21 protein-coding genes are annotated in these 25656 nt (G+C 73.3%); 2 read left to right on the top strand and 19 right to left on the bottom strand.

The window, feature by feature from the left end:
• Nucleotides 1–6 precede the first annotated feature (6 nt).
• From ACYVJE_RS17975 to ftsZ, 9 genes are all read right to left on the bottom strand, one after another.
• Nucleotides 7–255, bottom strand: coding sequence for a hypothetical protein (locus ACYVJE_RS17975; RefSeq protein ID WP_459156766.1), 249 nt, complete (start codon nt 253–255; stop codon nt 7–9).
• A gap of 129 nt (nt 256–384) precedes the next feature.
• Nucleotides 385–3558 carry an isoleucine--tRNA ligase gene (gene ileS / locus ACYVJE_RS17970; RefSeq protein WP_461145352.1) on the bottom strand — a complete coding sequence of 1058 codons (3174 nt, stop codon included), beginning with the start codon at nt 3556–3558 and terminating at the stop codon, nt 385–387.
• Between the two features lie 337 nt (nt 3559–3895).
• Entirely contained in the window at nt 3896–4606 is a 711-nt protein-coding gene (locus ACYVJE_RS17965; protein ID WP_461145351.1) for a hypothetical protein, read from the bottom strand.
• Between the two features lie 106 nt (nt 4607–4712).
• Nucleotides 4713–5624, bottom strand: coding sequence for a DivIVA-like cell division protein Wag31 (gene wag31 / locus ACYVJE_RS17960; RefSeq protein ID WP_459156769.1), 912 nt, complete (start codon nt 5622–5624; stop codon nt 4713–4715).
• Nucleotides 5625–5670: 46 nt separating this feature from the next.
• Entirely contained in the window at nt 5671–5955 is a 285-nt protein-coding gene (locus ACYVJE_RS17955; protein ID WP_459156770.1) for a YggT family protein, read from the bottom strand.
• A gap of 18 nt (nt 5956–5973) precedes the next feature.
• On the bottom strand, nt 5974–6594 hold the full coding sequence (locus tag ACYVJE_RS17950; protein ID WP_459156771.1) for a cell division protein SepF: 621 nt from the start codon (nt 6592–6594) through the stop codon (nt 5974–5976).
• A gap of 72 nt (nt 6595–6666) precedes the next feature.
• On the bottom strand, nt 6667–7395 hold the full coding sequence (locus ACYVJE_RS17945) for a YggS family pyridoxal phosphate-dependent enzyme (protein ID WP_461145350.1): 729 nt from the start codon (nt 7393–7395) through the stop codon (nt 6667–6669).
• Nucleotides 7392–8135, bottom strand: coding sequence for a peptidoglycan editing factor PgeF (pgeF, locus tag ACYVJE_RS17940; protein ID WP_461145349.1), 744 nt, complete (start codon nt 8133–8135; stop codon nt 7392–7394). The genes ACYVJE_RS17945 and pgeF overlap by 4 nt, the downstream gene beginning before the upstream one ends.
• A 150-nt stretch (nt 8136–8285) precedes the next feature.
• Nucleotides 8286–9947, bottom strand: coding sequence for a cell division protein FtsZ (gene ftsZ / locus ACYVJE_RS17935; RefSeq protein ID WP_461145348.1), 1662 nt, complete (start codon nt 9945–9947; stop codon nt 8286–8288).
• 623 nt (nt 9948–10570) lie between these two features.
• On the opposite strand from ftsZ, the gene ACYVJE_RS17930 reads away from it, so the two are divergent.
• A complete protein-coding gene (locus tag ACYVJE_RS17930) occupies nt 10571–11437 on the top strand; it encodes an esterase/lipase family protein (RefSeq protein WP_461145347.1) in 867 nt (288 codons plus the stop codon).
• 188 nt (nt 11438–11625) lie between these two features.
• On the opposite strand, the gene ACYVJE_RS17925 is transcribed toward ACYVJE_RS17930, so the two are convergent.
• The 10 genes from ACYVJE_RS17925 to ACYVJE_RS17880 all read right to left on the bottom strand — a co-directional run bounded on the left by ACYVJE_RS17925 (nt 11626) and on the right by ACYVJE_RS17880 (nt 25283).
• Nucleotides 11626–12834 carry a nitric oxide synthase oxygenase gene (locus ACYVJE_RS17925; RefSeq protein WP_461145346.1) on the bottom strand — a complete coding sequence of 403 codons (1209 nt, stop codon included), beginning with the start codon at nt 12832–12834 and terminating at the stop codon, nt 11626–11628.
• A 51-nt stretch (nt 12835–12885) separates the two neighbouring features.
• Nucleotides 12886–13629, bottom strand: a complete 744-nt coding sequence (locus tag ACYVJE_RS17920) for a cell division protein FtsQ/DivIB (protein WP_459156776.1) — start codon at nt 13627–13629, stop codon at nt 12886–12888.
• A complete protein-coding gene (gene murC / locus ACYVJE_RS17915) occupies nt 13626–15020 on the bottom strand; it encodes a UDP-N-acetylmuramate--L-alanine ligase (protein WP_459160046.1) in 1395 nt (464 codons plus the stop codon). The genes ACYVJE_RS17920 and murC overlap by 4 nt, the downstream gene beginning before the upstream one ends.
• Nucleotides 15021–15121: 101 nt before the next feature.
• Entirely contained in the window at nt 15122–16252 is a 1131-nt protein-coding gene (gene murG / locus ACYVJE_RS17910) for an undecaprenyldiphospho-muramoylpentapeptide beta-N-acetylglucosaminyltransferase (protein ID WP_459156777.1), read from the bottom strand.
• Entirely contained in the window at nt 16249–17628 is a 1380-nt protein-coding gene (gene ftsW, locus ACYVJE_RS17905; RefSeq protein WP_461145373.1) for a putative lipid II flippase FtsW, read from the bottom strand. Before ftsW ends, murG begins: the two co-directional genes overlap by 4 nt.
• Nucleotides 17629–17636: 8 nt before the next feature.
• Nucleotides 17637–19058: a UDP-N-acetylmuramoyl-L-alanine--D-glutamate ligase gene (murD, locus tag ACYVJE_RS17900; protein ID WP_461145345.1), complete on the bottom strand. Its 1422-nt coding sequence runs from the start codon at nt 19056–19058 to the stop codon at nt 17637–17639.
• 200 nt (nt 19059–19258) lie between these two features.
• Entirely contained in the window at nt 19259–20341 is a 1083-nt protein-coding gene (gene mraY, locus ACYVJE_RS17895; RefSeq protein ID WP_459156780.1) for a phospho-N-acetylmuramoyl-pentapeptide-transferase, read from the bottom strand.
• Nucleotides 20338–21798: a UDP-N-acetylmuramoyl-tripeptide--D-alanyl-D-alanine ligase gene (locus tag ACYVJE_RS17890; protein ID WP_459156781.1), complete on the bottom strand. Its 1461-nt coding sequence runs from the start codon at nt 21796–21798 to the stop codon at nt 20338–20340. Before ACYVJE_RS17890 ends, mraY begins: the two co-directional genes overlap by 4 nt.
• Nucleotides 21795–23477, bottom strand: a complete 1683-nt coding sequence (locus tag ACYVJE_RS17885; protein WP_461145344.1) for a UDP-N-acetylmuramoyl-L-alanyl-D-glutamate--2,6-diaminopimelate ligase — start codon at nt 23475–23477, stop codon at nt 21795–21797. Before ACYVJE_RS17885 ends, ACYVJE_RS17890 begins: the two co-directional genes overlap by 4 nt.
• Nucleotides 23478–23564: 87 nt before the next feature.
• A complete protein-coding gene (locus ACYVJE_RS17880) occupies nt 23565–25283 on the bottom strand; it encodes an IlvD/Edd family dehydratase (RefSeq protein ID WP_461145343.1) in 1719 nt (572 codons plus the stop codon).
• Between the two features lie 105 nt (nt 25284–25388).
• Here ACYVJE_RS17880 and ACYVJE_RS17875 point away from each other — a divergent pair, with 105 nt between their 5' ends.
• Nucleotides 25389–25634, top strand: a complete 246-nt coding sequence (locus ACYVJE_RS17875) for a hypothetical protein (protein WP_461145342.1) — start codon at nt 25389–25391, stop codon at nt 25632–25634.
• The last annotated feature ends 22 nt before the right edge of the window (nt 25635–25656 follow it).

Raw genomic sequence — 25656 nt, 5'->3', positions numbered from 1 at the left:
CGCGGGTTACTCGGTCGAGCGGGCCGGGGCGGTGTGTTCCCGCTCGATGCGGCGCCGCATCTGCAGCGGCACGCTCGCCGCGGTCCGCGCGGCGTCCGCGCTCGTGCGCGGAGCGGGGTCCGCCGCGGCCCGGGCGAGGTCGCCGAGCCGCTCGCGGAGGTAGTCGCCGAGGGGCTGCCCGGCGGCTCGCGCCTGGTCGCGCAGCTGCCGGTAGACGTCGTCCGGAACCTCGTCGATGCGCATCACTACTGCCATGCCGGACAGTATCCGGCAGCCTCCCCGGTCTCCGCAGCAGCGGTGATCAATTCGACGTACCACCGGGTGTGTGTACATTTCTCGAGAAACGTACGCACACCCGGGGCCGGGAGCGGGGCGCGGAAGCGTTCACACCGGGGCCTGCGCCCTGGCCACCCGGACGCTGATCTGCGTGCCGTCCCCGACGCTGCCGGCGAACCCGTCCTCGACCGGACCGGACTCGACGACGCGCGCGAGGGTCTCCCCCGCGATGAAGGAGCGGTGCGCGGACACGTCGGCGAGCACCTCCTCCGGTGCGGACACGGTGACGGTGATCCGGTCGGAGACGTCGAGGTCGGCCTCGCGCCGCGCCTGCTGGATCACGCGGACCACGTCCCGGGCCACCCCCTCCGCGGCGAGCTCCGGGGTGACGTCGGTGTCCAGCGCCACCAGACCGGTGCCCGAGGGCAGGGCGGAGGCGGCGCCGGAGCCGGTGGAGACGAGGTGCTCGGCGAACTCGCCCTCCCGCAGCTCCACGCCGGCGGCGAGCACCGTGCCGGTCGCGGTGCGGGACCACTCACCGGACTTGACCGCCTTGATGGCCTTCTGCACGTCGCGGCCGAGGCGCGGCCCGGCGGCGCGCGCGTTGACCGAGACCTCGAAGTGCCCGTGCGCGGCCACGTCCTCGGTGAGCTCGACCTCCTTGACGTTGACCTCGTCGCGGACGAGGTCGACGAACGGCTGCAGCGCCTCCGCATCGGGCGTGGCGACGACCAACCGGGACAGCGGCAGGCGCACGCGCAGCTTGTGCGTCTTGCGGAGGCCGAGCGCGGTCGAGCAGACGCGCCGCACCTGGTCCATGGCGGAGACGAGCGCCGGGTCGGCGGGCAGCTCGTCGAACAGCGGCCAGTCGGCCAGGTGCACCGAGCGCCCGCCGGTGAGGCCGCGCCACACGGCTTCGGCGGTCAGCGGCAGCAGCGGGGCGACCACGCGGCAGGTCGCTTCGAGCACCGTGTGCAGCGTGTCGATCGCGTCGCGGTCACCGCTCCAGAAGCGCTCCCGGGAGCGGCGGACGTACCAGTTCGTCAGGACCTCGAGGAACTCCCGCACGCTCGCGCATGCGCCCGCCAGGTCGTAGGCGTCCATGCTGGACTGCACGTCGCCGACGAGCTCGTGCGTCTTGGCGAGGACGTAGCGGTCGAGCACGTGCGTGCTGCCGGTGCGGCGCTGGCCGGACAGGCCTTCCGCATTGGCGTACAGCGCGAGGAAGTACCACGAGTTCCACAGCGGCAGCACGGCCTGGCGCACGGCGTCGCGGATGCCGCGCTCGGTGACGACGAGGTCGCCGCCGCGCAGGATCGGGCTGGACATGAGGAACCAGCGCATCGCGTCCGCGCCGTCGCGGTCGAAGACCTCGTTGACGTCCGGGTAGTTGCCCTTGGACTTCGACATCTTCATGCCGTCGTGGCCGAGCACGATGCCGTGCGCGACGACGTGCTCGAACGCGGGCCGGTCGAACAGCGCGGTGGCCAGCACGTGCAGCGTGTAGAACCAGCCGCGGGTCTGGCCGTTGTACTCGACGATGAAGTCGCCCGGGTAGTGGTGCTCGAACCACTCGGCGTTCTCGAACGGGTAGTGCACCTGCGCGAACGGCATCGACCCGGACTCGAACCAGCAGTCGAGCACGTCGGGCACGCGCCGCATCGTGGCCCGCCCGCTCGGGTCGTCCGGGTTGGGCCGGGTGAGCCGGTCGATGTTCGGCCGGTGCAGGTCGGTGGGCCGCTCGCCGAAGTCGCGCTCCAGCTCGTCCAGCGAGCCGTACACGTCGACCCGCGGGTGGTCCGGGTCGTCGGAGACCCACACCGGGATCGGCGAGCCCCAGAACCGGTTGCGGGAGATGTTCCAGTCGCGGGCGTTCTCCAGCCACTTGCCGAACTGGCCGTCCCGGATGTGCTCGGGAACCCAGTCGATGCGCTGGTTCAGCTCGACCATGCGGTCGCGGAACTGGGACACGGCGACGAACCAGGAGGACACGGCCCGCTGGATCAGCGCGTTGTCGCAGCGCCAGCAGTGCGGGTACGGGTGGTCGTAGGTCTCGTGCCGCAGCAGCAGCCCGGCCTCCTTGAGGTCGCGGGTGATGTCGCGGTTGGCCTCGAAGACCTGCTGTCCCTCGTACGGCGGCACCTCGGCGGTGAACCGGCCGTGCGAGTCGACCGGCACGACCGGTTCGATGCCGGCGGCATCGGTGACGACCTTGTCCTCCTCGCCGAAGGCGGGGGCGATGTGCACGATGCCCGTGCCGTCGTCGGTGCTGACGTAGTCCGCCTCGAGCACCCGGTGGGCGTTCTCCCGCCCGCGGAAGAAGTCGAACGGCGGTTCGTAGCCGGTGCCGAGCAGCTCGGTCCCGGAGAACCGCGCGAGGACGTGGTCGGCGATGTCCTCGCCCAGCTCGCGCTCGTAGGCAGGCAGGCGCGCCGCGGCGAGCACGTAGCGCTCACCGCTGCTGGGCGGGGCGACGACGACGTACTCGATCTCCGGGTTCACCGCTGCGGCCAGGTTGGACGGCAGCGTCCACGGCGTGGTCGTCCACACCAGGGCCAGCGCGCCGTCGTAGGTCTTGCCGGGCGCCCGCAGCCGCAGTCCGGCGGTCACGGCCGGGTCCTGCCGCTGCCGGTACACGTCGTCCATGCGGGTCTCGGTGTTCGACAGCGGCGTCTCGCACCGCCAGCAGTACCAGAGCACGCGGAAGCCCTGGTAGACCAGGCCCTTGTCCCACAGGGTCCGGAACGCCCACATGACGCTTTCCATGTAGTCCAGGTCGAGCGTCTTGTAGTCGTTCTCGAAGTCCACCCAGCGGGCCTGGCGGGTGACGTAGTCGCGCCACTCCTGGGTGTAGCGCAGCACCGAGGAGCGGCAGGCCTCGTTGAACTCGGCCACGCCCATCGCTTCGATCTCGGCCTTCGAGGTGATGCCGAGCTGCTTCTCGGCTTCGACCTCGGCGGGCAGGCCGTGGCAGTCCCAGCCGAAGCGGCGTTCCACCCGGTTGCCGCGCATCGTCCGGTAGCGGGGCACCGCGTCCTTGACGTAGCCGGTCAGCAGGTGCCCGTAGTGCGGAAGGCCGTTCGCGAACGGCGGGCCGTCGTAGAAGACGAACTCGTTGGCCCCGTGGTGCCCCGCCTCGCGCGCTTCGACGGAGGCGCGGAAGGTGTCGTCGGCCTCCCAGTAGTCGAGGACCCCGCGCTCGATCTCCGGGAAGGATGGTTGCGCAGCGACCCCGGTGTCCGGCGCTTCCGCGCCGCTGAACTGCACTCTCGGATAGGTCATCGCGGCTGTGCTCCTCGCGGTGGTGTCCTCGGCTCCGCCAACACGGCGACCCGCGGTCGCCCGGGCGGGGACGGCGCCGGCTGCGCACCGGTCCGCGGTACCACCCCGCTTGCCGTTCCGCGGGCCCGCGGAACGGCCGCTCGTTGCCGGCTGTGACGGGCCGTTCCCGTTCGGTTCTACTGAGGTGCCGCGCACCCGTTCTTCCGAAAGCTCCCCGGTGATGGCCGGATCATCGCCGCTGTCGTGCCAGCATAGCGCAGCCGCCGCACCCCCGGCCCGGCAGGCGGGCACCGCGGCGTCCGGGCGGACCCCGCCCGCCGCCCCGGCCCGGTGGTCCTCATCCGGCCTGGTGACGACGCGCGAGGTGCTCGTCCGGACCGCACCGCGCGCACGGGGTGAAGCCGAGCTCGTGGGCCTTCTCCACGGTCAGCCCCATGGGCTGCGGTCCTGCCTGCTCGGCCAACCAGGGACAGCCCTCGAGGTGGTAGCGCGGACGTCCGTCGACGACGAGCACCCGCGCGTTGAGCTGGGCCCGGCTGTGCACGCCCACGGTGACGCGCTCCACACCCGGATCGGGCGTGGCGGACGTCCAGCGACCCCCGGAACCGGCGGAACCTGCGGACTCCGCGAGGGACCCGGACATGCGCGCGCTCCCGCCGCGAGCCGAAGCCGCGGCGCCGTCCGCGGCCACGGCGCTGTCCGGTGCGGTGAGCGTGGCGCTGCCCGCAGGAGCGATGAGCGCGGTTCTACCCGCAGGAGCGGCGGTGCCGCCGACCGGTTCCGAGCTGCGCGGGCCGCGGCCGCTCCCCGACTCCCCCGGCGGAGATGTCGACTGCGACCCCGCGTCCTCGGAGCGCCGCACGCGGTGCCGCCCGCTCGCAAGCCCCGAACCGCCCGCGCGGCGCCTGCGCTTCTCCAGCAGCAGGAGCAGCAGGCCCCCGAGGACGGCCAGCAGCAGCGAGCCCCACGCCAGCTCGGGCGTGTGCAGCGCGACCGCCGCGACGAGCACTCCGGCGGCGAGCACCACGAGCAGCAGCACGACGAGCACGTGGCGTCACTCCCCGATCGGGCGAACCGAGCGCGCTGACGCGGGCACCGTCACCGGCGAGGCCGCACCGGAGCGCGGCCTCCGCCGGGCAGGTGCGCCCGCGGCCTCAGCCCGCCTCTGCGCGTGCACCGAAGTTGTAGCTGGCCGAGCTCTGCTGACCGGACGCCGAGTGGCTCGTCGAGGCGGAGTGGCCGGACGAGCGGCCCTCCCCGTCCTCGGCGGCCGGAGCCGCCGAACCGCGGTCCTGCAGTTCGCGCAGCTGCGATTCGAGGTAGGTCTGCAGCCGAGTGCGGTACTCGCGCTCGAAGGTCCGCAGCGTCTCGATCTTCTTCTCCAGCGCGTTCTTCTCCTGCGTGATGTTGCCCATCACCTCGGCGTGCTTGCGCTGCGCGTCGCGTTCCAGCGTGGAAGCCTTCTCGCGGGCCTGCTGCTCCAGGGTCTCCGCCTGGGTCCGGGCATCGTTGAGCAGCGTCTCCGCGCGGCTGCGCGCGTCGTTGACCATGCTCTCGGACTTCGTCCGGGCCTCGGACAGCAGTTGCTCGGACTTCGTCCGCGCTTCGGACAGCATGCCGTCGGCCTCGGTCTTGGCCTCGCCGGTGAGCCGGTCGGCCATCTCCTGGGCGAGCCCGAGCACCTTGGCGGCCTGCACGTGGTGATCGCCACCCGAGCCGCCCTGCTCGTTCGAGCCGGACGGCGCCTCAGCGGGGACCGGGGCGAGACGGCGCGGCTCCTCCTGCGCCGTCGCAGCAGCAGTCGAGGACGGGGCCGGTTGCGCCGCCGGCTGCGCCTGGGTCTGCGCCTGGTTGCGCGCCTCTTCCAGGTCGGACTGGGCCGTCTGCAGCTGGGACTCCAGCTGCTCGACCTGGCTGCGCAGGTCGTTGTTCTCCTCCACCAGTCGGGCCAGCTCGGCTTCGACGAGATCGAGGAAGGCATCCACCTCGTCCTCGTTGTAGCCGCGCTTCCCGATCGGTGGCTTACTGAACGCGACGTTGTGCACGTCGGCGGGCGTCAGACCCACAAGATCACCTCACGCACTCCTCGGCTGCGCCTTCCCGGGTTCCCCGCTACCCGGGCCGAACCAGTTGCATCAGTATGAACACAACCAGCATCAGCACCATAATCGACAGGTCCAATCCGACACCGCCGATCCGCACGGTCGGGATGATCCGACGCAGCAGCCGGACGGGCGGGTCGGTCACTGTGTAGATGGTCTCCAACGCGATCGCAACCCCCCCGGCGGGTCGCCAATCGCGCGCGAACACACGTACCAGCTCAACCACAATACGGGCTACCAGGAATAGCCAGAAGAAGAACAGAACGTAGAACAGGACGATCTGCACGGGATACACGCGTCAACTGTGCCACCTTCACCCGTAGTTGAAAAACGCCCCCTCCGCGAGACGGCGTTTGTCCTCCGCAGCGACGTCCACGTTCGGCGGCGAGAGCAAGAACACGCGGTTGGTGACCTTCTCGATCGAGCCGCGCAGCCCGAAGGCGAGCCCCGCCGCGAAATCGACGAGCCGCTTGGCGTCGGCTTCGTCCATTTCGGTCAGGTTCATGATCACCGGAGTCCCGTCGCGATACTGCTCACCGATCGTGCGCGCCTCGCTGTAGGAGCGGGGGTGCAGGGTTGTGATCTTGCTCAAGTTGTACTGGGTCCCGGTGTCGGTGACGGCGCGCAGCCGGGACACCGACTCGCGCGACACCTCGGCGCCCCCCGCGCGTCCGGACTGCTCGCCGGACCACTGGCGGCGCGAGCGCCCCGCATCGCGGTACTCCTCGTACCCGTTCTCATCACCATCGGTCTCCGGCTGGTAGCTTCCGCGCACGCCGGTCGTCCGACGCCGCCCGCCCATCCGGTCGGCGGGAACGTCGTAGGCGTCCGAGTCCGCGTACCGGTCACGGTAATCGACCTCGTCGTCGTACTCGTCGACCTCGTCGGCCGGGACCATGCCGAAGTAGGCCTTCAGCTTGTGCAAAGCACTCATCGGCATGCCCTTCCTGTGCGACTCCCTAGTACCGAGCGCGAGGCGGCCGACCACACGACCGCCGGCTGGCGGCTACGGCGAGGTTAACCGGCGGCCGCCGAGCAGCGCTGTTCCGACACGCACGCGCGTGGAGCCGTGCGCCACAGCACTCTCGAGGTCACCGCTCATCCCCGCGGACACATCCACAGCTTCGGGGTGATCACGCCGCAGGCGCTCCGCAACCCGCGAAAGTGTGCCGAAGGACACATCGGGATCGCCGGCCAGCGGAGCCACCGCCATCACACCACGCAGCCGCAGCGTTTCGGAACCGGCGATCACCTCCGCCAGCGCCGGCACGTCCTCCGGAGCGCACCCCCCGCGCCCCTGCTCCTCGTCCAGTCCGACCTGGACCAGCACGTCCAGCACATCGCGCCGCGCCCCCGCCTCGAGCGCGTTCGCCGCGGCTCGCCCCAGTGCTTCCGCCAACCGTACGCTGTCCACGGACTCGACCACGTCGGCCCACCGCGCCACCTGGCGTGCCTTGTTCCGCTGCAGCTGCCCGACCATGTGCCACCGCACCGCCGCCTCCGGGCGCAACGCGGTGAGCTCGGCGGCCTTCGGCGCGGCCTCCTGGTGGCGGTTCTCCGCGAACGCGCACTGCCCCAGGTCGGCCAGCAGCGCCGCGTCCGCGGCCGGGAACGTCTTGGTCACCGCGAGCAGCTCGACCTCACCGGGCGCGCGGCCCGCAGCGCTGCACGCCCGGTCCACCCGGCCGCGCACGTCCCGCAGTGCCGCGGCCAGCTCCGCACCGCGTTCGCTCACGCCTGCTCCCCCTCCTGCCCATCGGCGTCCTCGTCCGGCTCGCACCACACCACGGCCGCGAAACGTCCGGTGCGCCCCCGGTCGCGCCGGTGGCTGTACAGTTCGGACGACTCCACGGTGCAGCGCGGGTCCGCGCCGATGGCCGCGACCCCCGCCCCCGCGAGCTGCTCGGCGAGCCCCGCCCGCAGGTCCAGTCCCGGCGTTCCGCTGCGCGTGGTGCAGGCGCTGCCGGGCAGGTGCTTTTCCACGTCGGCGCGCATCTCGGCGGGCACCTCGTAGCACTTGCCGCAGGCCGCGGGGCCGAGAACCGCCTCGACGCGGTCGATGCGGGCTCCGGCCCGCTGCATGCCCTTCAGCGCGGACACGAGCACGCCCACGCGGGCTCCGACGCGTCCCGCGTGCACCGCGGCCACCACCCCGGCCTGCGGATCACCCAGCAGCACCGGCACGCAGTCCGCGACGAGCGCCGCCACGGCCAGGTTCGGGCGGGCCGCGACCAGCGCGTCAGTGGCCTCAACCGGTGTGGAGCGCGGTCCGTCCACGATCGTCGCGGTGCGACCGTGGATCTGCTCCATCCACACCACGTGGTCGGTGGACAGCCCGATGCCGTCGGCGAGCTTCCGCTCGTTCGCCGCGAGCGCTTCCGGATCGTCGCCGACCGCGCCGCCCAGGTTGAACGAGTCGAGGGGTGGGCGGGAGCTCCCACCTTCCCGCGTGGTGAACACGCGTCGAATCCGCACTGCTGCCCCTTCTCCGCGGTGCGCCGCGCACCGCGGCACGCCCGCTCGACATGGTTCGACACCGGAAGCGCCGCGGCGCTTCCGGTGTCGATTCTCGCGCATGCCCGCTCCGGCTCCGACGGCAGCGCGGCCCGGAGCCGGTGCGGGGCGTCAGCGCCGCATGAACGGCGGGATGTCGACGTCGTCGTCGGTGTCGTCGCTCACCGGGATCCCGCGGTTCGGCAGCGAGCCGGAGGTGCTCTGGTTCGTGCCGGTGTGCGTCGGGTAGCCGGATCCGCGCGGCGAACCGCCGGACGGTGCGGAGTGCATCGGGTTCGACCCGGACACGGGGGAGGTCGGCGAGTTCGCCCCACCGGCCGGACTGCCCGCGTCCCCGGCTGGGCCGCTGTTGTCCGGTGCCGGTTCCTGCCCGCTGTGCGGAGTCGGCGCGGCGGGAACCGAGGTGGGGTGCTGCCCGACGGCGGAACCGTCCCCGCCGATCGGGCCCTGCTGGCCCTGGTCCGCACGGCGGTGCTGCGCGGTCGCATCGCTGCGCGGGGCGGGCTCGGGGTTCTGCGCGGTCGGCTGCGGCGCGGCGGTCTCGCCGGGGGCGGCAGGAGCACTCGGCGCCTGCTGCGGCCCCGGTGCGGCCTGCCCCGGAGAGCTCTGCCCCGGTGCCTGCGCGGCGTCCTGCCGGGGCTGCTCCGCGGTGCTCGGCGCTGCCGGGCGGCTCTGCTCAGCCGTCGGCCCGGTGCCCGCGCTGCGGGTGGCCTCCCGCGTGACGCTGGTCTCGCCGAGGGTTTCGCCGTCGACCTGGCCCGCCTCGGCGGCCGACTCGTCCTCGTGGCCACCGACCTTGGTCGGGTCGAGCTTCTTGTGCGTCGGCGTTCCCGCGTCGAAACCGGCTGCGATGACCGTGACGCGCACCTCGTCGCCGAGGGAGTCGTCGATCACCGTGCCGAAGATGATGTTGGCCTCGGGGTGCGCCGACTCCTGCACGAGCGAAGCCGACTCGTTGATCTCGAACAGGCCCAGGTCGGAACCGCCCGATATCGCCAGCAGCACCCCGTGGGCCCCTTCCATCGAGGCCTCCAGCAGCGGTGAGTTGATGGCCTTCTGCGCCGCTTGCACCGATCTGCCCTCACCTCTGGCCGAACCGATGCCCATCAGTGCGCTGCCCGCACCGGACATCACGCTCTTCACGTCGGCGAAGTCCAGGTTGATCAGACCGGGAGTCGTGATCAGGTCGGTGATGCCCTGGACACCGGAGAGCAGGACCTCGTCGGCCTCGCGGAACGCGTCCATGAGGCTCACGCCCAGGTCGCCGAGCTGCAGCAGGCGGTCGTTCGGGATCACGATGAGCGTGTCGCACTCGTCCCGGAGCGTCTTGATGCCCTCTTCGCCCTGCGTGGCTCGCCGCTTGCCCTCGAACGAGAACGGGCGGGTCACCACGCCGATGGTCAGCGCTCCGAGCTTGCGCGCGACGGAGGCGACGACCGGCGCCCCACCGGTACCGGTGCCACCGCCCTCGCCGGCGGTGACGAAGACCATGTCGGCGCCCTTGAGGACTTCCTCGATCTCCTCGCGGTGGTCCTCCGCGGCCTTCTGCCCCACCTCGGGCGCCGCGCCGGCACCCAGGCCGCGGGTGAGCTCGCGGCCGATGTCGAGCTTGACGTCGGCGTCGGACATCAGCAGGGCCTGCGCGTCGGTGTTCACCGCGATGAACTCGACACCCTTGAGCCCGACCTCGATCATGCGGTTCACGGCATTGACGCCGCCGCCTCCGATGCCGACGACTTTGATCACCGCGAGATAGTTGTGCGGGGGCGTCATCGGATCCGCCTTCCTGATCTTGGCTCTGTGCTCTGTACTGCGACCGCCGGAACGATCACGGTGGGGCTTCGGGCACTCGCGCACTTCGGTGACGTCGACGACCCGTCGAGGGGGTCGCCCGCGGCGTCGCCTGCGTGAACGATACCGAGCCTGCTAGCGGACCGTAGGCACGTCCTCGGCCCCGCGTCCAGCAGCCACGCCGATGGGTTCTCCCGGCGTGTCGCGCCGTTCCCGCCCTGCAGCTCCCCGCCCGGACCGCCCCCGGTCCGGGATTGCCGAACCCCCAGCGGCACACCGAACAGAACAGTTCCTCCCCTTGCAGCGTGATCACGCTCCGATCACACGAACGTGATCACACCGCACACCGTATCGCGATCATCCCAGCGCGGTGGAGCCACTCGCCACCCGAACGCGGATCGGAGCGCGGATCGGCCGGTGGTGACCGACTCGCCGGGACGTGTCGGACCCGCCAGGATCGCCCCGGTTCGCGCACGATGAGCTCCGGGCGCCGCCCGGAGCGCCGGGACACCGCAGCGGGAGGAACCGCTGCGGGAGGAACCGCTGCGGGAAGACACCGCGGCGGCGGAGATCGGAGGGCCGAACACCGAGCGGGGGAGGGGAACATGGCACGGAACGGAAGGGGCCGCGCGGGTGCGCTGGCCGCGGCGGTCGTGCTCTGCCTGGGGATCTTCACCGGCAGCGCCGTGCCCGAACCAGCCCACCGGACCACGCTGCTCGTGCACGGGCACGCCGCGGACGCGGGGCTCGACTGCACCGCCGTGTGGGGGCGCGCCGAACAGCACCTCGCCGAGCACGGGCATCCGCGGGAGTCGATGCGCACGATCGGGTACTACCGCGGCGACCGGAACTGCGACACCGGCATCGCCCGCGCCACCACGAGCACGCCGATCCCGGAACTCGCCGCGCGCCTGGCGCGGCACATCCACCGCCGCTACACCAGCAACGGCGAGGCGGTGGACGTCCTGGGCCACTCGATGGGCGGCCTCCTCGCGCGGCTGGCCGTGCTCGGAACCGCCCGCGACTGGCGCGGATTCCCCGAGGGCGAACTGCGAGTGGGCAGGATCGTCGCGCTCGGCGCACCGCACCGCGGGGTGACCGATCCGAACCGCTCCCGCGACGTGCAGTGGGAATCCATGCACGCCGGCTCCGAACTGCTGAGGAGGCTGCACGAGCCGGCCAACCTCCTGGACCGCGCGTGGGCGTCCGGCACCGACTGGACGCTCGTGGGCTCGGACTCCGACGCCAACGTCAGCGGTGGCTCCGCTGTGGACACCGGCTCCCCCGCCGACCACAAGCACCGGTACCTGGCCGGTGGCGAGGTCTCGCACACCGGCCTCATCGAGCGGTTCCCCGACTCGGGGCCGTTCCCCCTGCGCTGGTGGCACGCGGCGGAGGGCGTGCAGCACGAGACCCCGGACGGGCCGGCGCCGGTGGAGACGATCCGCCGGGCACTGGCCAGCGGGAGGTAGGACTCGCGGTGCGCTCCCGGCGGACGGCGGGGCTCCCAGGGGAGGGGGACGCCCGGGGGCAGTGGGCCCCGGGAGCGTCGGGACTCCCGGGCAGCGCGACTCCCGAGGGCGTGGGGAAGCCCGGGGGGCAGCGCGACTCCGGGTCGTTCCCGGGGCGCTGTGCCCGCCGGGGAGTCCGGCGGACGCGTTCAGCGGAGGACATCCTCCCCCGGGCTGGAGGCCCCCGCACTGGAAGTCGCGGCGCCGGAAGTCGCGGTGCCGGCCACCTCGAACCGGGGCGGACCGCCCCGCTGCGCGCGCTGCACCGCGTCGTCGTCCTGCAGGAAGTCCGGGCGCTGCGGCTCGGTGTCGTAGTAGCGGTGGAACACCGGTGTCTGCGCACCGGACATCGGCGGCACGATCCAGCTCCAGTCCACCGGGCAGCGCCGCCCGGCGTCCTCCTCGCGCTGGAGGTGGCGCAGGAACCGGTGCGATTCGGTGTGGTGGTCGGTGATGGTCACGCCCGCGACGCGGAAGGAGTGCAGCACGGCGCGGTTGAGCTCCACCAGCGCCCGGTCGCGCCAGAGCGTGTCGGCGTGCGAGGTGTCCAGGCCGAACCGCTCGGCCACCACGGGGACGAGGTCGTAGCGGTCGGTGTCGGCGAGGTTCCGCGCTCCGATCTCCGTGCCCATGTACCAGCCGTTGAACGGCGCGGCCGGGTAGGACACGCCCCCGATGGTCAGCCGCATGTGGCTGATCACGGGCACGGCGTGCCAGCGCAGTCCGAGCTCGGCGAACCACGGGTGGTCGGGGTGGTGCAGCGGGACTTCGGTGATCGCGCTGTCCGGCAGCGCGTACATGTGCGGGCCTTCGGCCGCGGTTTCCACCACGAGCGGCAGCACGTCGAAGGCGCTGGGCTCCGCCGGCGGTCGCCAGCCGTAGGCGCGCACCGCGGCGGTGAACTCGCTGTGGGCGGGATCGCCGAGCACGCCGCCGTCGTCGCGCTCGTGCCCCGCGTAGCGGATGAGCTGCTCGTTCCAGATCCGCGGGGCGGGCCGTTCGGGCGTTTCCGGTGGGAAGACGCTGATCACCGGGCGGATCTTGCCGCCGTTGGTGGCCCGGCGCAGGTGCCGCACGCACTCGCGGGCCACGTCGTCGACGCCGTGCACGTGGCGCAGGTCGCGGACGACGAGGCTCTGCCAATAGAGCCTGCCGATGCAGCGGGCGCTGTTGCGCCAGGCCACGCGGGCGCCGAAGGTGAGCTCCTCCGGCGTGTGCCGGTACCAGCCGTCCTCCTCGACGGCGCTGCGGACCTGTGCGAGGCGGTCGCCCAGCGACAGCGGTCCGGGGCTGCGACTCTCGGCGTAGAACAGCCGGAGGAACTCCTCGGCCTCGCCGAGATCAACCGGTTCGATCACGTCAACCCCCTCTCGCTCCACTAGGTATCACACCTTGGAGTGAAGAGAGGATCATTCGGCGATGGTCGGCAGATCCGGCGTCGCGACGTCGTACACGCGACCGGGCTGCGTCAGCAGCGGCACCAGCACCTGGGCCTTGCGCGCCGAGTCACGCGGCGCACCCCACTGCACCTCGCGGCCGTCGGCGAACCGCATCCGCAGGTCACCGGGGCTGCGCAGCACGATCCGCCGCACCTCGCCCCGCAGGTCCTGCGGCAGGGAGCGCAGCACCCCCATCACCGCGCGGGTCTTGCCCTCCCGAGCAGCGGGCAACCGCAACTCGGGCAGACCGGGCGGCGGCCGGTCCTCCCGCGCGAACCGCACCCCCTCGAGATCGACGAGGTCGACCGCCCCGCCGCGCTTCTGGTACGCCGCGGCCCGGCGCTCCCGCACGCGGATATCCACTGTGGACGGCCACTGCCGCGACACCTCGGCGCCCGCCACCCGGGACAGCCGCGCGACCTGCTGCTGCGCCCCGCTGACGTCGACCCGCGGCATGGGCGTCCCCGTGCGCACCCCGGAGGCGGCGAGCACGCGCTGCTCCGACAGCGCACGGGTGCCCGTGACGCGGATCTCGCGCACCCCCAGCACCGGGGTGAGGTACCCGACCAGGACCAGCGCGGTCACGGTGGCGAGCGCGCCGACCACGACCCAGCGCCGCCACGACGGGCCGCGCTGGGATCCTCCCCGCACCGGCCGCCCGCGCGTGGTGCGGGCGCCGGGGCGGTTCGTGCTGCGGCGGGGCGCCTCGCTCACCCGCGCTCCTCCTCGACGGCGTCCTCGTCCCCGACCCGGTCCAGTTCGGCCAGCAGCTCCGGCCCGAGCATCGTCACGTCCCCGGCGCCCATCGTGACGACGAGGTCGCCGGCCCGCACCAGCCGGGCGGTCCTGCCGGGCACGTCCGCCAGGGACGGCACGTAGTGCACGCGCTCGCGCGCCAGCGGCACCTGCTCGGCGATGAGCTCACCGCTCACCCCCGGAACCGGGTCCTCGCGGGCGCCGTAGACGTCGAGCACCACGACCTCGTCCGCCGCGCCGAGCGCTTCGGCGAACTGCTCGGCGAACGCCTGGGTGCGCGAGTACAGGTGCGGCTGGAACAGCACGACCACCCGGCCCGCCCCGGCGACCGACCGGGCCGCGGCCAGCTGCGCGGCCACCTCGGTCGGGTGGTGCGCGTAGTCGTCGAAGACCCGCACACCGCCCGCTCGCCCCTTGTACTCGAAGCGGCGCCGCACCCCGCCGAACGCGACGAGCCCGGCGCGCAACCCGTCGAGATCGGCGCCGAGCTCGAGGCCGGTCAGCAGCGCCGCCACGGCGTTGTCCGCCATGTGCCTCCCGGGCGCGGCGACCCGCACCTGCACCGGTTCCTCGGACAGCGCGGGGAGCAGCACCGTCACCACGCCGGTCCCGTCCTCGGTGCGGTAGTCCACCACCCGCGCGTCCCCGTCCCCGGAGGCGCTGCTGCCGTAGCGGCGCACCCGCAGCCCCGCGGCCTCGGCCCGGTCGGCCAGCACCGCCGCCCCCGGATCGTCCGCGCCGGCGACCAGCACCCCGCCCGGATCGATGCGCTCGAGGAACTCCCCGAACACGTCCGTGTAGGCCGCGGCCGTGCCGTGGTGGTCCAGGTGGTCCGGTTCCACGTTGGTCACCACGGCCACCGAGGGCGAGAACACGAGGAACGACCCGTCGCTCTCATCGGCCTCGGCGACGAAGATGTCCCCGCCGCCGTGGTGCGCGTTCGCCCCGGACTCGTTGAGGTCCCCGCCGATGGCGAAGGACGGGTCGAACCGGCAGTGCTGCAGCGCGATCGTGAGCATCGAGGTGGTCGAGGTCTTGCCGTGCGTGCCGGCCACGCAGGCCACGCGGTGGCCCAGCATGAGCGTCGCCAGCGCCTCCGCCCTGGCGAGCACCGGGATGCCGCGCCGGCGCGCCGCGGCGACCTCCGGGTTGTCCGCGCGGATCGCCGTCGACGTCACCACCGCCGTCGGCGGTTCCTGCGCGTCGAACTGGTCGAGGTTCTCGGCCCGGTGCTCCGCGGCGATGCGCGCCCCCTGGGTGCGCAGCGCGAGCAGCGTGCGGCTCTCCCGCGCGTCCGAACCGGACACCGCGCACCCGCGGGCGAGGGCGATGCGGGCGATGCCGCTCATCCCGGCGCCGCCGATGCCCACCAGGTGCACCCGGCGCAGCAGCTCCGCGGCCCCGTCCCGGGTCCGCGGCAGGTTCTCCGCCCCCACCGGCGTGTCAGCAGTCACCGTCCCGCCACCTCCAGCACAGTCCGCGCCAGCACCTGATCCGCCTCGCGGTGCCCGCTGCCCAGGGTGGCCCGGCTCATCGCCGCCAGCTGCTGCGGGTCCCGCACCAGCGGCAGCACCTCGTCGACCACGCGCTGCGGCGTCAGCTCCTCGTCGGGGACGAGGCGCCCGCCGCCCGCGGAGACCACCGGTTGCGCGTTGAGCGCCTGCTCGCCGTTGCCGTGCGGCAGCGGTACGAACACCGCCGGCAGCCCCACCGCGGAGACCTCGGCGACGGTCATCGCCCCGGACCGGCAGACCACGAGGTCCGCGGCGGCGTAGGCCAGGTCCATCCGCTCCAGGTACGGCACCGTGACGTACGGCGGGGCCGAGGGCACCTGCTGCACCGCGACGGTGTTCTTCGGGCCGTGCGCGTGCAGCACGCCCACCCCCGCGCGTCCCAGCGCGTCGGCCGCGCCGGAGAACGCGGTGTTCAGCGTGCGCGCGCCCTGCGACCCGCCGAACACGAGCACCGTCGGCGCGTGCGGGTGCAGCCCGAAGTGGGCGCGGGCCTGCGCCCGCAGCTGGGCCCGGTTGACCTGGGTGATCGTCTCCCGCAGCGGGATTCCGATGACCTCCGCGCCGGCCAGGCCGCTGTCCGGGGTGGCGGCGAGCACGCGCTCGGCGACGCGGGCGCCGAGCTTGTTGGACAACCCGGCGCGCGCGTTCGCCTCGTGCACGACGATCGGCAGCTTGCCCCGGGCGGCGAGGTAGGCGGGCAGCGAGACGTACCCGCCGAAGCCGACCACGACGTCGGCCTCGACGCGGGTGAGCACCTCGCGGGTGCGCCGCACGGCGTCGCGCACCTTCCACGGCAGCCGCAGCAGCTCCGGCGTGGGCCTGCGCGGCATCGGCACCGGCGGCACCAGCTCCAGCGGATAGCCGCGGGCGGGAACGAGGCGGTTCTCCAGGCCCCGCTCGGTGCCCAGCGCCGTGACGCGGGCGTCCGGCCGCTGCCGCCGCACCGCGTCGGCCAGCGCCAGCGCGGGCTCGATGTGCCCGGCAGTCCCACCGCCCGCCACGACGACGGACGGGGCCTTCCGCACCGCCGCACCCGTATCGATCCTGACCGTGTCGTCACCGGTCACCGGTGTCCTCCTCGTTTCTGTGTCCGGGTCCCGGGGCCGTTGCGCGGTCGCCGCTCGCCACCGGGCCGCGCCTTCGCACCGGAGCCGGGGCGGGCGGGGGCACCGGCGCGTCCCTGCCGCCGCCGGGCCGGCGGCCGGTACGGCTCGGGAGTCGGCAGTCGCAGCAGCTTGCCCACCCGGCCCGGTCCCAGGGACCGTAGCGCGGCGATCGCTTCCGGCTCGTTGCGGGCGAAGTTCGCCAGCAACCCGAACACGAGCATGCTCGTCACCACCGAGGAACCCCCGGAGGAGATCAGCGGCAGCGGCAGGCCGGTCACGGGCAGCAGGCCCACGACGTAGCCGATGTTGATCGCCGCCTGGCTGACGAACCACAGCGTCAGCGTAGCGGCGACCATGCGGATCCACGGGTCGGTGTTGCGCCGCGCGATGCGCATGCCCACGTAGCCGGTGGTGGCGAACAGGGCGATGACGACGGCGCAGCCGACGAAGCCGAGCTCCTCGCCGATCACCGCGAAGATGAAGTCGTTGTGCGCGTACGGCAGGTACTGCCACTTCGACCAGCCCTGGCCGAGGCCGCGGCCGACGAACCCGCCGTCGGCGAGCGCGAACAGCGCCTGCATCGACTGGTAGCCGCTGCCCGAGGGGTCCGAGGCCGGGTTGAGGAACGTGGTCAGCCGCGCGGCGCGGTAGTCCTCCAGCAGGGCCAGCACGACGGTGCCGGTGAGCCCGCCGAGCAGCGTCACGCCGAACAGCCGCAGCGGCGCGCCGGCGAACCACAGCAGCGCCAGCAGCACGACGAACAGCGTGATCGTCGAGCCCAGGTCCGGCTGCATGACCACGAGCGTGAACATCACCAGCGCCGCGGGCACCACGGGCACGAGCAGGTGGCGGTACTGGTTGAGCAGCGCCCGCTTGGTGACCAGCACGTGCGCGCCCCACAGCGCGAAGGCGATCTTGGCGAACTCCACCGGCTGGAACGACACACCGCCGACGACGAACCAGCTCTGCGCACCGTTGACGCTGGTGCCCAGCGGCGTGAGCACGAGCACCAGCAGGACCAGGCACACCACCAGCAGCGGCAGGCTCAGCCTGCGGACGATCCGCACCGGGGTGCGCAGGGCGGCGTAGAACAGGACCAGCCCCACCGCGCAGTACAGCACCTGCTTGCCGAACATGGTGTACGACGAACCGTCCTGAGTGTACGAATCCACACTGGACGCCGAGAGCACCATCAGCAGCCCGAACACCGTCAGCAGGCCGAACACGGCCAGCAGCAGGTGGAAGGAGGCCAGCGGCCGGGTCAGCCACGCGGTCAGCGGGTTGAGCACGCCGCGCGCGGAGCGGCGGCGCTTGCTGGAGTCGGTCCCGGTGGCCACCACGGGACTCACCCGCCGTGCGCCGGCCGCGCGACCTCGTCAGGGGCACCCGCGATCGCGTGGACCGCCTCGGCGAACGCCCGGCCGCGGTGGGCGTAGTCGGTGAACATGTCCATCGACGCGGCCGCGGGTGCGAGCAGCACGACCGCCCCCGGCCGCGCGAGCTCGCTCGCCAACCGCACCGCCTGCGCCATGCCGGCTTCGCCCCCTTCTGCCACCTCGCGCACCGGTACGTCCGGCGCGTGCCGGGCGAGGGCCTCGGCGAAGCGCGCGCGGTCGCGGCCCAGCAGCACGACCGCGTCGAGCCGTTCCGCGTTCGTCGCGACGAGGTCGTCCACCTCGGCGCCCTTGAGCAGCCCGCCCGCGATCCACACTACCCGCGGGTGCGCCCGCAGCGCGGCATCCGCGGCGTGCGGGTTCGTCGCCTTGGAGTCGTCCACGTAGGACACACCACCGGACTCGGCGACCGGAACCGAGCGGTGCGCCCCCGGGTCGAACGCGCGCAACCCGGCGCGGACGTCCGCGGACGCGCACCCGTGGGCGCGGGCGAGCGCGGCCGCGGTCAGGGCGTTGACCACGTTGTGCGGCCCGGGCGGGTGCACATCGGCCACGTCGGCAAGCACGCTCCCGTCGCCGAAGGCGCGGTCGACGAGCAGGCCGCGCCCGTCCCGCCCGCCGGGCAGCACGCCCAGCATGCCGGGCTCCGGCTCGGACAGGGTGACCCCGGCGGCGCGCCCCCCGTCCGGGACCGGTGCCAGCTGCGACGCGCGCGCGTCGTCGGCGTTGTGCACGGACACGTCGTTGCCCCGGTAGATCCGGGCCTTCGCCGCGCCGTACTCGGCGAGCGTGCCGTGCCAGTCGAGGTGGTCCTCGGCGAGGTTGAGCACCGCGCCGACCCGCGGGGCGAGCGTCTGCGACCAGTGCAGCTGGAAGCTGGACAGTTCCACGGCCAGCACCCGGTGCTCCGAGCGCACCGCGTCGACCACGGGCAGGCCCACGTTGCCGCAGGCGACCGCGTCGACCCCCGCGGCGCGCAGGATCGCCTCCAGCATGCCGACGGTGGTGGTCTTGCCGTTGGTCCCGGTCACCGCCAGCCACGTGGCCGGCCGCGCCGACTCGCGGTCCAGCCGCCAGGCGAGCTCCACCTCGCCCCAGACGGGGACGCCGGCCTGCGCGGCCGCGTGCAGCAGCGGTGCGTCCGGGCGCCAGCCGGGGCTGGTGACCACCAGGTCGGTGCCCGCGGGCGGTTCGCCCAGCCCGGGCTCCAGCCGGACGTCCTGCGCGTGCAGCGAGGCCAGCGCGGCGAGCCGCTCGCTGGACTCGTCCGTGACCGTCACCGAGGCCCCGGCCGCGACCAGCGCTTCCGCCGCGGACCTGCCGGAGATGCCCGCGCCGGCGACCACCACCCGGCTGCCGCTGAGACTCGCCACCTCGTCGCCTCCTCGTACGGTGCTCGCGCCGCAGCACGCGGCGGGGTTCGAGCGACCGCCGCGCGGTCGCCGTCCGCGGCGCCGGGAACGCCCGGCCCCCGGTGCGGCGCCGGTGCGCCGCCCGCACCGCCATGGTGCCGGGCGGATCAGCGAGCCCGGCCACCGCCCCGGCGTTCCCGCCGAGCGGGCCGCAGCCCGGGTCAGAACGTCGCGCCCGCCCCGGCCAACCAGTCGGCGTAGAACAGCCCCACGCCGAACATGCAGCTGATCGCCGCGAGGATCCAGAACCGGATGATCACCGAGGTCTCGGCCCACCCGGCGAGTTCGAAGTGGTGGTGGAACGGCGCCATGCGGAACAACCGCCTGCGTGTGGTGCGGAACACCACGATCTGCAGCACCACCGACAGGGCCTCGACGACGAACAGCCCGCCGATGATGATCATCAGCAGCTCGGTGCGGGTGACCATGGACAGCCCCGCCATGAGCCCGCCGAGGGCCAGCGAGCCGGTGTCGCCCATGAAGATCTTGGCCGGCGCCGCGTTCCACCACAGGAAGCCGACGCACGCCGCCATCGCCGCGCCCGCCACGATCGCGATGTCCAGCGGGTCGCGCACCGTGTAGCAGGCGGGCATCGGCCCGGACGGCGGCGAGCAGGAGTTGCGCAGCTGCCAGAACGAGATGAGCACGTAGGTGGCCAGCACCATCGCCGCGGTGCCGGCGGCCAGCCCGTCCATGCCGTCGGTGAAGTTCACCGCGTTCGACCAGCCGCTGATGGCCACGTAGGCGAAGATGACGAAGCCGACCGCGCCGAACGAGATCACCGCGATGTCGCGGATGAACGACAGGTGCTCCGAGGCCGGGGTCACCCCGTTGGCGTCCGGGAACCGCATCGCCAGCACCGCGAACAGCACCGCGGCCGCCAGCTGCCCGAGGAGCTTCGCCGTCTTGTTCAGCCCCAGGTTGCGGTGCTTGCGGATCTTGATGAAGTCGTCGAGGAAGCCGACCAGGCCGAGCGCGGTGGTCAGCCCCAGCACGAGCAGCGCCGTCACGCTGGGCGGCTCGATGCTCACGCTCAGGTGCGTGACGATGTAGCCGGCCCACATGGCGACGATGATCGCCATGCCGCCCATCGTGGGCGTGCCCCGCTTGGAGGAGTGCGAGGCCTGCACCTCCTCCCGGATCTCCTGCCCGAAGCCCTGCCTCGAGAACAGCCGGATCAGGTAGGGGGTGAACAGGATCGACACCACCAGCGAGACCGCGGCGGCGACCAGAATTGCCTTCACGCCGAGCCCTCCTGGTTCGCGAGCAGCGCGTCGGCGACCCGCCACAGCGCGGCGGAGTTCGACGCCTTGGTGAGCACGACGTCACCCGGGCGCAGTTCGTTGCGCAGCAGCTCGAGTGCCGCGTCGACATCCGGCACCAGTGCGGACTCCTCTCCCCAGGACCCCTCGTGGCAGGCGGCCTGGTGCATCGCCCGGGCCTGCTCGCCGACGACGACCAGGCGCTCGATGTTGAGCCGCACGGCCAACCGGCCGATCCCGTCGTGGGCCTCGGTCTCCTCCTCGCCGAGCTCGGCCAGCGGTCCGAGCACCGCCCACGACCGGCCCGGACCGTGCCGCGTCATCTCCGCGAGGGTTTTCAGCGCGGCCCGCATCGACTCCGGGTTGGCGTTGTAGGCGTCGTTGACGACGGTCACCCCGCCCGGCGTTTCGACGACCTCCATGCGCCGCGCCGACACCGGGCGCACCTCGCCGAGCCGCTGCGCGATCCACTCCGCGCTCGCACCGAGCTCGGTGGCCACCGCCGCCGCGGCGAGCGCGTTGCTCACGTGGTGCTCGCCGTGCAGCGGCAGCGCGACCGCGGCCCGGCCGTCCGGGACGACGAGCGTGAACCGCGGCCGCGCCTGCTCGTCGATGCGGACGTCCTCGGCGCGCACCCGCGCCTGCGGCGACTCGCCGAAGAGCACCACCCGCGCGGCGGTGCGCTCGGCCATCGGCGCGACCAGCGGGTCGTCGGCGTTGAGCACCGCCACGCCGTCGGCGGGCAGCGACTCGGGCAGCTCCCCCTTGGCGCGGGCCACCGCCTCCTGGGAGCCGAACTCGCCGACGTGGGCGTGACCGACGTTGAGCACCACGCCGATCTTCGGCGGCGCGACCCGCGTCAGCGCCGCGATGTGCCCCACGCCGCGCGCGGACAGCTCCAGCACCAGGTGCCGCGTGTCCTCGTCGGAGCGCAGCACGGTCCACGGGTGGCCGAGCTCGTTGTTGAACGAGCCGGGCGGGGCCACGGTCGGCCCCAGCGGTTCGGTCAGCTGGGCCACCAGGTCCTTCGTGGAGGTCTTCCCGGACGAACCGGTGAGACCGATGACCGTCAGCTCGTCGAGCCGGTCCACCACGTACCGGGCCAGCTTCGCCAGCGCGTGCAGCACGGCCGCGCCGGAACCATCGGCGTCCCCCGCCAGCGCCATCACGTCCGCGCTGCCGGACGGCACCGGCGGCACCAGCACGGCGGGAGCATCCACCGCGCGCGCGGCGAGCACCCCGGCCGCGCCGTCGGCCACCGCCCGCGCGGCGAAGTCGTGCCCGTCGACCCGTTCACCCGGCACGGCCACGAACAGGCCGCCGGGCCGGATCTCGCGGGAGTCGAATTCCACACTCGCGGTGACGGTCTCGGAACCGTCCGCGTGCACGAGCTCTCCGTCGACCGCCCGTGCGATCTCCGCGAGGCTGAGCCGGATCACCTTGCCTCCTCATCGCCCTGCCCCCGGGTGAGCAGCTCGGGGCCGTCCCCGGCGGTGTGCGGGGCGGCCGGGCCGGTGGCTCGCCGCAGCGCCGCGGCGAGCTCGTCGCGGTCCGCGAACGGGTGCACCACGCCGGCCACCTCCTGCCCCGTCTCGTGTCCCTTGCCGGCGACGACCACGATGTCGCCGGCCGCGGCGCGCTCGACCGCCTCGGCGATCGCCGCGCGCCGGTCACCGATCTCCCACACTTCACCACGTTCGGCCCGCGGCACCGCGTGCGCCCCGTCGATCACCGCGCGGCGGATCGCGGCCGGGTCCTCCCCCCGGGGGTTGTCGTCGGTCACCACGAGCACATCGGCCCGCCGCGCCGCCGCCTCGCCCATCAGCGGCCGCTTCGCGGTGTCCCGGTCGCCGCCCGAGCCGAGCACGACGAGCACGCGCCCGGCCACTTGCGCCCGCGCGGCTTCGAGCACGGCGGCCACGGCACCGGGCTTGTGCGAGTAGTCCACCACCGCGGTGAAGTCCTGCCCGACCGCGACACGCTCCATCCGGCCGGGCACGTCGACCTCGGCCAGCCCGCGGGCGACCGCTTCGGACGGCACGCCGAGCGCGTCCACCACCGCCACGGCCAGCACGGCGTTGGCGATGTTGAACGTCCCCGGCAGCCGCAGGCGCACCGCCAGGGAGCGGCCCGCGCGGTGGTGCGCGGTGAAGGTCTGCTCCCCGGTGGGGTAGGCGGTCACGTCGGAGACCGACCACGTGGCCCGCGGGGCGGAGCCCTCCGGGGAGTCGGCCGTCCGGCCGTCGTCCTCCGGCCCCTCCGCGGCCCGCGCGGTGACGGTGGTGGTCTCCGGCCCGACGAGCCTGCGGCCCCACCCGGTGTCCACCGCGACCACCTCGCGGGCGGCGCGGCCGTCGAACAGCAGCGCCTTCGCGGCGAAGTAGTCCTCCATGTCGCGGTGGAAGTCCAGGTGGTCCTGGGAGAGGTTGGTGAACGCGCCGACGGCGAAGCGCGTTCCGTCCACGCGGCCGAGAGCCAGCGCGTGGCTGGAGACCTCCATCGGCACGTGTGTCACCCCGCGTTCGACCATGACGGCGAGCAGCGCCTGCAGGTCCGGTGCTTCCGGCGTGGTCAGCGCGCTGTCCAACCGCTCGCCTGCGACCCGGGTCTCCACGGTGCCCACGAGCCCCGTGGTGTGCCCGGCCGCCCGCAGCACGGACTCCACGAGGTATGTCGTCGTGGTCTTGCCGGACGTTCCGGTGACACCGACCACGCTCAGCCGGTGCGAGGGGTCGCCGTAGACGGCGGAAGCGGCGCGTCCCAGCACGCCGCGCGGGTCCTCGTGCACCAGCAGCGCGACCTCGCCCGAGCGCACCGCGTCGCTGCCGCGGGCGCGTTCGGCGCCGGCCGGATCGGTGAGCACCGCCGCGGCGCCGGCCCGCACGGCGTCGGCGAGGAAGTCCGCCCCGTGCGCGCGGGAGCCGGGCAGGGCGGCGAAGAGATCGCCGCCCTGCACGTGCTGGGCGCGCAGGGTCGCCCCGGTGACGGCGCGCGCGGTTCCGGCCGGGCCGCCCTCGGGCGGGACGAGGCGCGCGCCGACGGTCTCGGCGAGGGCCGAGACGTCGACGGGGACGACGTGACGGGGCCTGGGCGGGGCTGTCGCGACCGGGGATGGCACGTCTGGGAAGACTACCGGTCGACCTCGGCAGCACCTGCGCAAGGTCACCGCAGAAGTCACCGGGGATCACCCGAGCGAGGTGCCGCCTCAGTGCCCGTCGCGGGGGACGTAGCTGCCGGACCCGCCGAGCAGGAAGTCCAGGTCGGCGCCGTCGGAGGCCTGCATCACGTGGTCCCAGTACAGCCGCTGGTAACCGCGGGGGTAGGGGTTCTCCGGAGCGCGCCACGCGGCCCGCCGCCGCTCGAGCTCCTCGGCGGGGACGTCGAGGTCGAGCGTGCGGCCCGGCACGTCGATGACGACCCGATCACCGGTGCGGACGAACGCCAGCGGACCGCCCGCTGCGGACTCGGGCGTGACGTGCAGGAGGACGGTGCCGTAGGCGGTCCCGCTCATGCGCCCGTCGGAGATCCGCACGATGTCGTCGAACCCGCGGTCCTGCACCTTCTTCGGCACCGGGACGTTGGCGAGCTCGGGCATGCCGGGGAATCCCTTCGGCCCGAGGTTGCGCACGACGAGCACGCTGTTCTCGTCCACGTCCAGGTCGTCGTCGCGGCAGACGGCGTAGTAGTCGTCGACGTCGTCGAAGACGAGGGCCGCGCCCTCGTGCTTCAGCAACCGCGGCGAGGCGGCGGACTGCTTGACCACCGCGCCGTCCGGGGCGAGGCTGCCGCGCAGCACGGCCGTGCCGGAGCCCTCCGGCTGGAACGGCTCGGAGCGCGAGGTGATCACCCGGCGGTCGTGGACCTCGGCGTCGGCGATGTTCTCGGCGATCGTCGCTCCGGTCACCGTGCGCGCCCCGGTGTCGAGCAGGTCCTCGATCTCCCGCATGACCGCGGGCACGCCGCCCGCGTAGCAGAAGTCCTCCATGAGGTGCTCGCCGCTGGGCATGAGGTTCACCAGGGTGGGCACCTCGCGGGCGAGGCGGTCGAAGTCGTCGACGCCGAGGTCGACGCCGACGCGGTGCGCGATGGCGATGAGGTGGATGACCGCGTTGGTGGAGCCGCCGATCGCGGCGTTGACGCGGACGGCGTTGTCGAAGGCGCTGCGGGTCAGCAGGTCGGAGGGCTTGAGGTCCTCGTCGACCGCGTCGACGATGCGCTGGCCGGTGCGCCGGGCCGTGGCGTAGCGGCGCGCGTCGACGGCGGGCCAGGCCGCGGCGCCGGGCAGCTGCATGCCGAGCGCTTCGACGATGCTCGCCATGGTCGAGGCGGTCCCCATGGTCATGCAGTGCCCGTTGGAGCGGGACATGCACCCCTCGAGGAAGTAGCACTCCTGCTGGGTGATCCGCCCGGCGATGAGGTCGTTCTCCGCCTGCCACACGGCCGTTCCGGAGCCGATCTCGCCACCGCGGTACTTGCCGTTGAGCATCGGCCCGCCGGTGAGCACGACCGTGGGCAGGTCGACGCTGGCCGCACCCATGAGCAGCCCGGGAGTGGTCTTGTCGCAACCGGACAGCAGCACCAGACCGTCGAGCGGGTTGGCGCGGATGGTCTCCTCGGCCTGCATGGCCAGCAGGTTGCGGTAGAGCATCGCGGTGGGACGCATGAGCGTCTCGCCGAGGGCCATGTTCGGGAACTCGAGGGGGAACCCGCCGGCCTGCCACACGCCCTGCTTGACGGACTCGGCGATGCGCTGCTGGTGCGCGTTGCACGGCGCGAGTTCGGACCAGGTGGTGGCGATGCCGATGACCGGGCGGCCGTCGAAGACGTCGTCGGTGTGGCCCTGGTTCTTCAACCACGACCGCGCGTGCATCCCGGCACGTCCGAACGCGCCGAACCATTCCGCGCTGCGCCGCGAGGTGCTCATCCGTTGCCTCTCCGTTGCTTCCGGCGGACCCGTTGTGCACGGCGAGACAACCAGGAGCGCACCCGGCGCGGCAAGAGCGCGCGGCAAAAATGTTCGTGTCCTCGGATGCTGAACGCGATCACGAACAGCGAGGCGGCGGGCGGCGGGACCGCCCACCGCCTGGCCGAGCGGCAGCAGCGCCTCGAGCACGAGCTCGACGCCCCGGTGAACCAGCTGTCCACCGGGGACGGCACGCTGCTGCACCACCCGGGTCCCTTCCCCGATGCGTCGCGGACCCGGGAACGGTGCCGGCAGCACGGGCTGCCGGATCCCGCGATGTGCCGACCGCGCTACCTCGGCGACGAGGGCTGAGCCCCGCCGCCGCGGCGACCGG

The sequence above is a fragment of the Salinifilum aidingensis genome (genome assembly GCF_054782015.1).
This window is presented reverse-complemented; position numbering and strand designations above follow the sequence as displayed.

Coding starts and splice junctions, on each gene's coding strand:
- ACYVJE_RS17950 (WP_459156771.1), bottom strand. CDS start 6,594: ATGAGTGCTTTGCACAAGCTGAAGGCCTACTTCGGCATGGTCCCGGCC.
- ACYVJE_RS17975 (WP_459156766.1), bottom strand. CDS start 255: ATGGCAGTAGTGATGCGCATCGACGAGGTTCCGGACGACGTCTACCGG.
- ACYVJE_RS17930 (WP_461145347.1), top strand. CDS start 10,571: ATGGCACGGAACGGAAGGGGCCGCGCGGGTGCGCTGGCCGCGGCGGTC.
- ileS (WP_461145352.1), bottom strand. CDS start 3,558: ATGACCTATCCGAGAGTGCAGTTCAGCGGCGCGGAAGCGCCGGACACC.
- murC (WP_459160046.1), bottom strand. CDS start 15,020: ATGAGCGGCATCGCCCGCATCGCCCTCGCCCGCGGGTGCGCGGTGTCC.
- ftsZ (WP_461145348.1), bottom strand. CDS start 9,947: ATGACGCCCCCGCACAACTATCTCGCGGTGATCAAAGTCGTCGGCATC.
- ACYVJE_RS17875 (WP_461145342.1), top strand. CDS start 25,389: ATGCTGAACGCGATCACGAACAGCGAGGCGGCGGGCGGCGGGACCGCC.
- ACYVJE_RS17880 (WP_461145343.1), bottom strand. CDS start 25,283: ATGAGCACCTCGCGGCGCAGCGCGGAATGGTTCGGCGCGTTCGGACGT.